Genomic DNA, 8,979 nt, shown 5'->3' with positions numbered 1-8,979 from the left:
TAGACCACCGAGGTGAACTCGCCGACGTCGGCGAAGTTGCGCAGCGCCTGGATCCCCCCGGCGGTCGCGCAGGCCCCGATGGCGACCAGCACGCCGGACTGGGCGCGGATCTCGGCGATCCGGCGCTCGTCGACCGCGGTGCTGATCGAACCCTCGACCAGCGAGACGTCGTAGGGTCCGGCGACGACGGCGCTGGACGCTTCGGCGAAGGTGGCGATCCGGACCTGCTCGGCCAGCGTCAGCAGTTCGTCCTCGCAGTCCAGCAGGGTCAGCTGGCATCCGTCGCAGGACGCGAACTTCCACACCGCCAGGGTCGGGGGGTTCCCCGGCCGCTCGGCCCCCGCCCACCGGGCGCCGCGGGCCGTCACTACAGCTCCTCGACTTCCAGCAGCGGCCCGGCGACGTCGTAGCCGACCACCGGTCCGTCGCGGCACAGCAGCAGCGGGCCGAGTTGGCAATGCCCGCACCAGCCGGTGCCGCACTGCATGTTGCGCTCCAGCGACACCCTGATGTCCCGGGCTCCGATCCCCTTGTCCCGCAGAGCCATCGCGCTGAACCGCATCATCGGTTCCGGCCCACACAGGAAGGCTGTGGTCCGGTCGGTCCGAAGGGTCAGCCGGCGCAGCGGTTCGGTGACCAAGCCCGTCTCGCCGACCCAGCCGTGGATCGGCACATCGACGGTCCGGTGCAGCTCGATCGCCGGGTTCCGCTGCCAGCCCGCCAGTTCGGCGGCATAGAGGAACTCCCCCTGCGCGCGGACGCCCGCGATGAGGATGACCCGCCCGTATCGGTCCCGCTGCGCCAGCGCTGCGTGCACGACGGGCCGCAGCGGGGCCAGGCCGACACCGCCGGCGACGATGACGAGGTCGCACCCGGCCGCGGTTTCCAGTCCCCAACCGGTGCCGAACGGTCCGCGCACCCCGATGGTAGAACCGGGCCGGGCGCCGCACAGTGCGGCACTGACCGCCCCGACCGCGCGGACGGTGTGGGTGATGGCGCCGTCGGGATGCAGCCCGGCGAACGAGACCGCTATCTCCCCGACGCCGAAGGCGTAAAGCATCATGAACTGCCCCGGGGTCCCCCGGGGCAACGGGGCCTCGACCGGTTCCAGGGCGAGGGTGACCGAATCGGCGTTCTCCACCACCCGCGAGCGGACGCGGAAGGGCACCGGGACCATGCTCGAGGTCAGCTGGGGGCGGACGGTCGGCTCAGTCATCGCCTCGTTCCCCGTCTCGTTCGGTTTGCAGGACCGCCATCACCTCGGTGATGTCGATCCCGGTGGGACACCAGGCGACACAGCGGCCGCAGCCCACGCAGCCCGAGCTGCCGAACTGGTCGTGCCACGAACTCAGCTTGTGGGTGAGCCAGTGCCGGTATCGCGACGGACCGGACCGGCGGACCGGACCCTCGTGGACGAAGGTGAAGTCCATCTCGAAACAGGACGCCCACTCCGTCCACCGTTCGGCGTGCCCGCCGGTGACGTCGGTGACGTCGGTGACGGAGGTGCAGAAGCAGGTCGGACACACCATGGTGCAGTTGCCGCAGGTGAGGCAGCGGTCGGCCACCTCCGCCCAGTGCGGCGACCGGCGCGAGTCGATCAACAGCTGTCGCAGGTCCGTCTCCGGCATCCGGCGGCCCATCCTCGTTGCCGCCGAGGCGATCTCGTCGGCGGCGGTCCGCATCTCGCCGGGCTCGGCCGCCCGGTGCGGAATGGCATCCAGCACCCGGGCGCCCAGGTCGCTGCCCACCTCGACCAGGTAGCGGACCGCCTCGCCGTCGACGAGTTCGGTCAGCGTGAGGTCGGAACGGCCCGGCCCGCAGGCCGGGCCGGTTCCCATCGAGGCGCAGAAACACAGACCGCCGGGTTCGGTGCAGTTGACCCCGACGATGAACACCCCGCCGCGCCGGCCGGTGTAGGAGTCATCCGGGTGCGGACCCCCGGCCAGCACCCGGTCCAGCACGCCGATCGCGGCGAGATCGCAGCCCCGCACCCCCAAAAAGGCGTAACGGGGGCCGGGCTCGGACTCGGCACCGACGCCGTCACCGTCATCGTCATCGTCACCGTCAGAGGACCACACCCGCCGGCGCGGCGGATGCAGGAACTGCTTCCAGGACTGCGGGCCGGCCGAGTGCCCGAACGCGGCCCGGTCGGCCCGGGCCCGCACCCGGTAGCTGCCGGGGGCGACGTCCACACCCCAGCCGTACGGCAACTCCGCGGCGGTTTCGATTTCGGCCAGCACGATCGCGTCGGCCCGCAGCACGGGTGCCACCACCCGGAATCCGCGGCGGCGCAACTCCTCGACCAGACCGTGCAGTCCCGCACCGTCGATCAGACCCGGGCCGGACGCCATAAACCCATCGTGCCCTAATCGGCCGATGCGTGCGTCCTACAGCAGCCCGGTGGCCGGGTCGTGGCCCAGTTGATGGGCCAGGACGTCTTCCACGGTCGACTGCCGGAACCGGTGCCCCAGCGCCTGCAGGGTCGCGGGCATGACCCGCTGATCGGCCCCGGCGAGTTCGACCGCGCCCTGCTTGCCCAGCAGCAGTCGCGGCCCGATCGAGGGCACCGGCAGCAGCGCCGGACGATTGAGGGTGGCCGCCAGCACCTCGGTGTACTGCTTGTTGCGGACCGGGTTGGGCGCCACGGCGTTGACCGGGCCTGCCAATCGACTGTCGTAGACGGCCCGGTAGTAGATGTCCAGCAGGTCGTCGATACCGATCCAGGACAGCCACTGCCGGCCGCTGCCCAGCCGCCCGCCCAGGCCCGCGGCGAACAGCGGCCGCAGCAACCGGAGCGTCCCGCCGGCGGCGGACTGCACGATCCCGGTCCGCACCAGCACCACCCGGCGGCCGGTCTCGGCGGCGGGCAGGGTGGCAGCCTCCCAGTCGGCGACCACGTCGGCCAGGAATCCGCGTCCGCGGGAACTGTTCTCGTCGAGAACCTCGTCGCCGCGGTCATGCCCGTAGAAGCCGATCGCCGAAGCGCTGACGAGCACGCCGAGGCCGGGGGTGGCGGCCGCGATCTCGGCCAGCCTGCGGGTGGGTTGGATCCGGGAGTCGCGGATGGCCCGCCGGTGCGCGTCGTTGAACCTGCCCGCGATCGACTCCCCGGCCAGATGCACCACGGCGTCGACTCCGCGGAGCAGGTCGGCGGCGGGATGGATTGGGTCCCAGCGCCTTTCGTCCTCGTTGGCCGGCTCGCCGCGGACCAGACGAATCACCCGGTGGCCGCCGGTGGACAGGAAGGCGGCGAGCGCGGTGCCGACCAGCCCCGAGGAACCGGTGATTGCGACGACCAGTCGTCCGGCGCCGGCGGTGGCGGCGTCGCGGTGCGCGGCGAGATCCTCGGCGAGTTGGCGATGCCGGTAGGCGAAGGTCGAGCGCAGCGCCAGGCCCGGCACGGTGGTGTGGACCTCGTCGAGCATCCGGGTCTTGCCGGGGCCGGCCTCGCTGAAGCGGTGGGTGTGCCGCCACCAGCCGATCGTGCGGGGGGGCAGTGTTCTCAAGCCGGTCATCAGGCCGTCCGAAGACAGCACGTCGACGAACTGGTTCGGCGGATCGTAGCCCGCGGGATCGTGGCGGGCTATCCAGCGCACCCCCCCGGGAAGGCCGAGGATCGCGGTGCCGTCGGCCAGCGACTCGGTTTCCTTGATCACCTTCATCGGCTGCCACGGTGGAACCAGCCTGCGCATGGCGCCGGGACGGGTGTGCCAGGCGAATACCTCATCGAGTGGGTGGTCGAGGACGCTGGCGTATTCGATGCTCATCCGGTGGCCCCTCTTGCGCGGTGCGGGGTCACCGGTCGCCGCTCTCACCGCGGACCGGCGAATCCGCGTTGTCGATGTACTCGGTTTCGGCGCTCTCCGTGTATGTGTACACCACCGTGGTGTCGCTGCCCTCCGGGCCGGTGATGTAACGGACCTCGGGGGCCGACGCGTCGGAGTACTCCTCGCCGACGATGTGGACGCCGTCGGGTTCGCTGACGATGTACTCGGTCTCGGGCTCGCCGACGGTGTACGCGGTCTCGGGCTCGCCGACGATGTACTCGGTCTCGGGCTCGCCGACGATGTACTCGGTCTCGGGCTCGCCGACGATGTACGCGGTCTCGGGCTCGCCGACGATGTACGCGGTCTCGGGCTCGCCGACGATGTACGCGGTCTCGGGCTCGCCGACGATGTGGACGGCGGCTTCCTCGGCGGGCTCGGGGAAGACGGCTTCGTCGTCGCCGGGGGTGTCGTGATCGGGGGTGTCGTAGACCAGTTCGTCGGGATGGTCTTCCTCGGCCGGACCGCCGAACGAGTCCTCCGCGGCGGCGTCAGGCGCTTCGACGTCGACGGTCTCGGCGACCTCCACCGCTTCGATGACCGGTGTGGTCTCGATGACCTGTGTGGTCTCCTCCGGCGCGGCGGCCAGAGCCGCCAGCCCATCCGACCGTCGGTTCGCCCGGTCGCGGACGGCGTCGACGACGAGAAGCAGGACCCCGAGCCCGCTCGCACCGATACACACCCAGGCGATCAGCTCGTTGCTCGTCGCAACGGCAGCCACCAGCGCCGCGAGGCCGATCACCGCGAGAGCCGACGCGACGATCAGCACGGCGCGACCTTACTGGTACTGCGTGTAGCCGACGTCCCCGTTGTCGACGGGTGCGGCCGAACCGCGCTGCCCCAGCTCCTCGAGCTGGGACTCCAGGTAGGTCTTCAACCGGGTGCGGTACTCGCGCTCGAAGGTCCGGAGCTGCTCGAGACGGCCCTCCAGCACCGTGCGCTGCTGGCTGACGCTCGTCATCAGCTCGGTGTGCCGGCGCTCGGCGTCGGACTGCAGGATCTCCGCCCTCTCCTGAGCAGACCGCAACTGGGCTTCCGACCGGCTCTGGGCATCGGCCAGCATGGCGTCGGCCCGCTGCCGGGCGTCGTTGACCGTGGTGTCGGCGATGTAGTGCGCCTCGGACAGGATCTGGTCGGCGCTGGCACGGGCGTCCGAGACGAGCTTCTCGGCCTCGGCGGCAGCCGTGCTGGTCAGCCGGTCGGCGGTATCCTGGGCGAGGCTCAGCACCCGGGCGGCCCGCATCGCGTTCTCTTCGGATGCGCCCGTGTCGATCTCGGTGTGCACGACCACTTCGGGCTCGGGCTGCTGGAACGAGACGACTGGCGTCTGAATCACCCCGGAGCGCGCCGAAGCCAGTTCGGAGTCGAGCTCGCTCACCCGCTGACGCAGATCGGCGTTCTCCTCGATCAGCCGCGACAGTTCGCTCTCGACCAGGTCGAGGAAGGCGTCGACCTCATCCTCGTTGTAGCCTCGCTTGCCGATGGGCGGCTTGCTGAACGCCACGTTGTGCACGTCGGCCGGTGTCAGTGGCATGGTCTGCCCTTCCGATCTTCAAACGGTGGTTGTCGGACCGCTCTGCGCCGAGGGCGGTCGTTCCGAGCTGTAACTGGCGTCCATCCTGTCACACCAGACCCGCCGGTTGCAGGGCATACTCGAATTAAGAGCGATTTTCAGAATTTACGCGGCGGCGCTGAAGGCCAGCTGCATGCCCAGGAAAGCCAGCAGCAGCAGCACCATGATGGAGAAGTCCAGGCGCACCGCACCAATGGTGAGCTGCGGAATTATCCGACGCAGCAGCTTCACCGGCGGATCGGTGACGGTCATGATGGCCTCCAGGATCACCGCCGTGAAACCTCGCGGGTGCCAGTCCCGGCTGAAGGACCGGATGAACTCCACCACGATCCGCGCGATAAGCAACAACCAGAACAGGAACAACGCGAAGCCAACGATCTCGAACAACGGCTTCACTCGGGGGGTCCTTTGCGTCGGGGGGCGGTCGCGCCGGCGGGCCGGTCTAGGCCGGCACCGCGGGGCGCGACGACAGCCTACCGACTCTCGCGCACGACCCGGCGGTCACTGATTGCCGTAGAAACCGGCCTCAGCGATCCGACGCCGCTCCTCGGCGGTGACGTCGACGTCGGCCGGCGCCAGCAGGAACACCTTGGTGGCCACCTTGTCGAAGGATCCGCGCAGTGCGAAGGCCAGTCCGGCGGCGAAGTCCACCAGGCGCTTGGCATCGGCGTTGTCCATCGAGACCAGGTCCATGATCACCGGCTGACCGTCACGGAAACGCTCGCCGATGGTGCGGGCCTCGTTGTAGTCCTTGGGCCGCAGCGTGGTGATCTTCGACAGCGGGCTGCCCTCCTCGAAGAGCATGGCCATCCGCCGGGGATCCATCGCCAGGGCGCCGCGGGTCGAGCCGCGGAGCGGCCCGAAGCGCTGGGAGGAGGCGACGGGCGGGCGGTCGAACTCGCGGCCGCGGAACCTCGGCTCCTCGGAGTAGCCGCCGGCGGCCCGGAATCCTCCGGTCGGCGGATAGTCGGCGTCGCGGTCGTCGTAGTCGTGGCCACCCATCCGGGGGTCGTCGTAGCGGCCGGCGCCGCGCACGTCGTCGTAGCGGCCGCCGGCACGGACCTCGGGCCGGGATTCCTCGTAGCTCTCCTCGACGAACCGGTCGGCGCCCCGGCGCGCGGGGCCTCGGCCGCGGCCGGTGTCGCGGTCGTCGTCGTCGTAGTACTCGTCCTCGTAATCGTCCATCGGCGCCATGCCGAAGTAAGCCTTGACTTTGTGCAGAGTGCTCATCCTCGTGACCCTTCTGAAGCCTGAGTTAAGTGCCTGTGGTGCTCGATGTTCGTGATGAACCTGTGACTGGAGTGACTACTCAGGGAGACGTTAGAGGACGTCTGCCCATAAGGGCCGTACCGACACGCACACACGTTGAGCCGTGTCGCACCGCGGCTTCGAGGTCGCCGGACATCCCGGCCGACAGTTCGGTGGCCCCCGGATGGGCGGTGCGGATCCGGCGGTGTTCCTCGGCCAGTGCGGCGAAGGCGGCGTCGGGGTCGGCGCCCAGCGGCGGAACCGCCATCAACCCGACGAGTTCGAGCGCCTCGGCGTCGGCGACTTGGCCGCAGATCTGGTCCACCGCCGCCGGATCACCGATGTCGACCCCGCCGCGGGCGGTGTCGCCGTCGAGGCTGATCTGGACGAACACCCGCAGCGGATCGCGCCTTCGGCCCTCGGCGAGCGCCTGCGCGGCACCCTTGGCCAGCGCGTCGACCACCTTGCCGGTGGATACCGAATGCACCGTATCGGCCCATGCCGCAATGTGTTTGGCCTTGTTCCGCTGAATCCGGCCGACCATGTGCCAGCGGGGCTGCCCACCGGGCCGTGGCCCCGGCACCAGCAGTTCGAATTCGGCGATCTTCGCCACGGCCTCCTGTTCGCGGGACTCCCCGAAGGCCCGGCAGCCCAGTCGCCACAGAACGGCGACATCGGCGGCCGGAAAGAACTTGGTGATCGGCAGCAGCATGATGTCGGCGGGCGCCCGGCCGGCGGCCTCGGCCGCCGCGGCCAGCCAGGACCGGACCGACGCCAGTGCCGCGGTCAGTTCCGCCACCCGGCCGGTGTCCCCGGCCGTCATGTACCCGTCCGTCATGTCCCCGGCCGTCACTGCATCCAGATCAGTGACGCGAGCCGCCCGGTCGGGTTGTCGCGGCGGTGGCTGAACAACGCCGGGTCGGCGACAGTGCAGCGCGGATCGATGTCGATCGCGGTCACCCCGGCTCCGGCGAGTTGCCGTGCGATGCCCGCGCGCAGGTCCAGCGCCGGGGTGCCGCGGGCGGTGGTGGTCCGGCTGCCGGGCAGCCGGGCTTCGACCTCGGCGGCCATCTCGGCGGGGACTTCGTAGTTCGGCCCGCTGACAGCCGGGCCGAGCAGCACCGAGATGTCCGCCGGGTCGGCGCCCAGGTCCCGCATGGCCTCCAGGGTGCGCAGCACTATGCCGTCGGCCGCGCCGACCCGACCGGCGTGGGCGGCGCCGATCACACCGGCGCGGGCGTCGGACAGCAGGACCGGCACACAGTCGGCGGTCACGACGGCCAGTGCCAGCCCCGGCACGTCGGTGACCAGTGCGTCGGTGGCGTCGAACGCCGTCTCACGGGGTCCGTCGACAACCTCCACATGGGCGGAGTGCACCTGGTGCATCCACACCACACGGTCCTGGGCAAGGCGGACCGCCGAGGCCAGCCGGGCCCGGTTGGCGGCCACCGCGACCGGGTCGTCCCCCACGTGGTCGCCCAGGTTGAACGAGTCGTACGGTGGCGCCGAAACCCCGCCGGAACGGGTGGTGGTTACGCGGCGGATGCGGACGGTCACAGTCCCACCGCTCTCACGCTCAGTTCCGCATGAACGGCGGCACGTCCACGTCGTCGTCCTCGTCGCCGAACGGTGACGAACCGTTGGTCCGTGCCGACACCGCGGTCAACGGCTCCAGCGCCTCGAACAGCGGGGTGTTGCCGACCGCGCCCGCGCCGGCCGGAGCGAAGGTGTGGGTCGTGGAGATCGTCGGCGGTGGGAGAACCGGTCCGGCGGGCTCGACCTGAGTCGCCGGCGCCATAGCCGCCCCGGTGGTGGCCTCGCCGATGATGATCGGCTTGCGGCTCGCGCTGGTGGCGTCGAAGCCGGCGGCGATCACCGTGACCCGCACCTCGTCGCCGAGCGAGTCGTCGATGACCGTGCCGAAGATGATGTTGGCATCGGAGTGCGCCGCCTCCTGGACCAGCGAGGCGGCCTCGTTGATCTCGAACAGGCCCAGGTCGCTGCCGCCGGCGATGGACATCAGCACTCCCAGTGCGCCTTCCATCGACGCCTCGAGCAGCGGAGAGTTGATCGCCATCTCGGCGGCTTTCAGGGCCCGGCCGTCGCCGCGGGCCGAACCGATGCCCATCAGCGCCGTGCCGGCCCCGCTCATGACGCCCTTGACGTCGGCGAAGTCGACGTTGATCAGGCCCGGGGTGGTGATCAGGTCGGTGATGCCCTGGACGCCGTTGAGCAGCACCTCGTCAGCGCTGCGGAAGGCGTCCATCAGCGAGACTCCGGCGTCGCCCATCTGCAGCAGCCGGTCGTTGGGGATCACGATCAGGGTGTCGCAGC

Annotated in this window: 11 protein-coding genes; all 11 read right to left on the bottom strand. The window is 70.4% G+C overall.

The features are described from left to right. A partial coding sequence (locus ADBZ5U_RS12325) for an NADH-quinone oxidoreductase subunit B family protein (protein ID WP_526810593.1) occupies nucleotides 1-368 on the bottom strand: 368 nt, incomplete at its 3' end. Next, nucleotides 368-1,216, bottom strand: coding sequence for an FAD/NAD(P)-binding protein (locus tag ADBZ5U_RS12320; protein ID WP_526810591.1), 849 nt, complete (start codon nucleotides 1,214-1,216; stop codon nucleotides 368-370). The genes ADBZ5U_RS12320 and ADBZ5U_RS12325, both read right to left, overlap by 1 nt. Further along, complete coding sequence (locus ADBZ5U_RS12315; RefSeq protein WP_526810589.1) at nucleotides 1,209-2,351, bottom strand: 4Fe-4S dicluster domain-containing protein; 1,143 nt, start codon at nucleotides 2,349-2,351, stop codon at nucleotides 1,209-1,211. The genes ADBZ5U_RS12320 and ADBZ5U_RS12315 overlap by 8 nt, the downstream gene beginning before the upstream one ends. Before the next feature lie 36 nt (nucleotides 2,352-2,387). Then, nucleotides 2,388-3,767, bottom strand: a complete 1,380-nt coding sequence (locus ADBZ5U_RS12310) for a TIGR01777 family oxidoreductase (RefSeq protein ID WP_526810587.1) — start codon at nucleotides 3,765-3,767, stop codon at nucleotides 2,388-2,390. A gap of 28 nt (nucleotides 3,768-3,795) precedes the next feature. Then, the gene (locus ADBZ5U_RS12305) at nucleotides 3,796-4,593 is read right to left on the bottom strand and encodes a hypothetical protein (RefSeq protein ID WP_526810585.1); all 798 of its coding nucleotides are present in this window, start codon (nucleotides 4,591-4,593) and stop codon (nucleotides 3,796-3,798) included. A gap of 9 nt (nucleotides 4,594-4,602) precedes the next feature. Beyond that, nucleotides 4,603-5,358 carry a DivIVA-like cell division protein Wag31 gene (gene wag31 / locus ADBZ5U_RS12300; RefSeq protein ID WP_526810583.1) on the bottom strand — a complete coding sequence of 252 codons (756 nt, stop codon included), beginning with the start codon at nucleotides 5,356-5,358 and terminating at the stop codon, nucleotides 4,603-4,605. 144 nt (nucleotides 5,359-5,502) lie between these two features. Then, entirely contained in the window at nucleotides 5,503-5,793 is a 291-nt protein-coding gene (locus ADBZ5U_RS12295; protein ID WP_526265827.1) for a YggT family protein, read from the bottom strand. A gap of 105 nt (nucleotides 5,794-5,898) precedes the next feature. Continuing rightward, nucleotides 5,899-6,627, bottom strand: a complete 729-nt coding sequence (locus tag ADBZ5U_RS12290) for a cell division protein SepF (RefSeq protein WP_526265824.1) — start codon at nucleotides 6,625-6,627, stop codon at nucleotides 5,899-5,901. A gap of 79 nt (nucleotides 6,628-6,706) precedes the next feature. After that, nucleotides 6,707-7,483 (bottom strand): YggS family pyridoxal phosphate-dependent enzyme, encoded by a 777-nt coding sequence (locus tag ADBZ5U_RS12285; protein ID WP_526265822.1) that lies wholly within the window; start codon nucleotides 7,481-7,483, stop codon nucleotides 6,707-6,709. Nucleotides 7,484-7,494: 11 nt separating this feature from the next. Beyond that, on the bottom strand, nucleotides 7,495-8,202 hold the full coding sequence (gene pgeF, locus ADBZ5U_RS12280; protein ID WP_526265820.1) for a peptidoglycan editing factor PgeF: 708 nt from the start codon (nucleotides 8,200-8,202) through the stop codon (nucleotides 7,495-7,497). Nucleotides 8,203-8,221: 19 nt separating this feature from the next. Further along, nucleotides 8,222-8,979 (bottom strand): cell division protein FtsZ (locus ADBZ5U_RS12275; protein ID WP_526265818.1); only part of this gene is annotated, 758 nt, incomplete at its 5' end.

Source organism: Mycobacterium sp., from assembly GCF_040398885.1.
GTDB lineage: Bacteria > Actinomycetota > Actinomycetes > Mycobacteriales > Mycobacteriaceae > Mycobacterium.
The sequence above is the reverse complement of the archived record's forward strand: the minus strand, read 5'-3'. Positions and strand labels throughout refer to the sequence as shown.

What these genes read in the sequence shown, in the direction of transcription:
- ADBZ5U_RS12320 (WP_526810591.1), bottom strand. Translation starts at nt 1,216, where the DNA reads ATGACTGAGCCGACCGTCCGCCCCCAGCTGACCTCGAGCATGGTCCCG.
- ADBZ5U_RS12315 (WP_526810589.1), bottom strand. Translation starts at nt 2,351, where the DNA reads ATGGCGTCCGGCCCGGGTCTGATCGACGGTGCGGGACTGCACGGTCTG.
- ADBZ5U_RS12310 (WP_526810587.1), bottom strand. Translation starts at nt 3,767, where the DNA reads ATGAGCATCGAATACGCCAGCGTCCTCGACCACCCACTCGATGAGGTA.
- wag31 (WP_526810583.1), bottom strand. Translation starts at nt 5,358, where the DNA reads ATGCCACTGACACCGGCCGACGTGCACAACGTGGCGTTCAGCAAGCCG.
- ADBZ5U_RS12290 (WP_526265824.1), bottom strand. Translation starts at nt 6,627, where the DNA reads ATGAGCACTCTGCACAAAGTCAAGGCTTACTTCGGCATGGCGCCGATG.
- ADBZ5U_RS12285 (WP_526265822.1), bottom strand. Translation starts at nt 7,483, where the DNA reads ATGACGGACGGGTACATGACGGCCGGGGACACCGGCCGGGTGGCGGAA.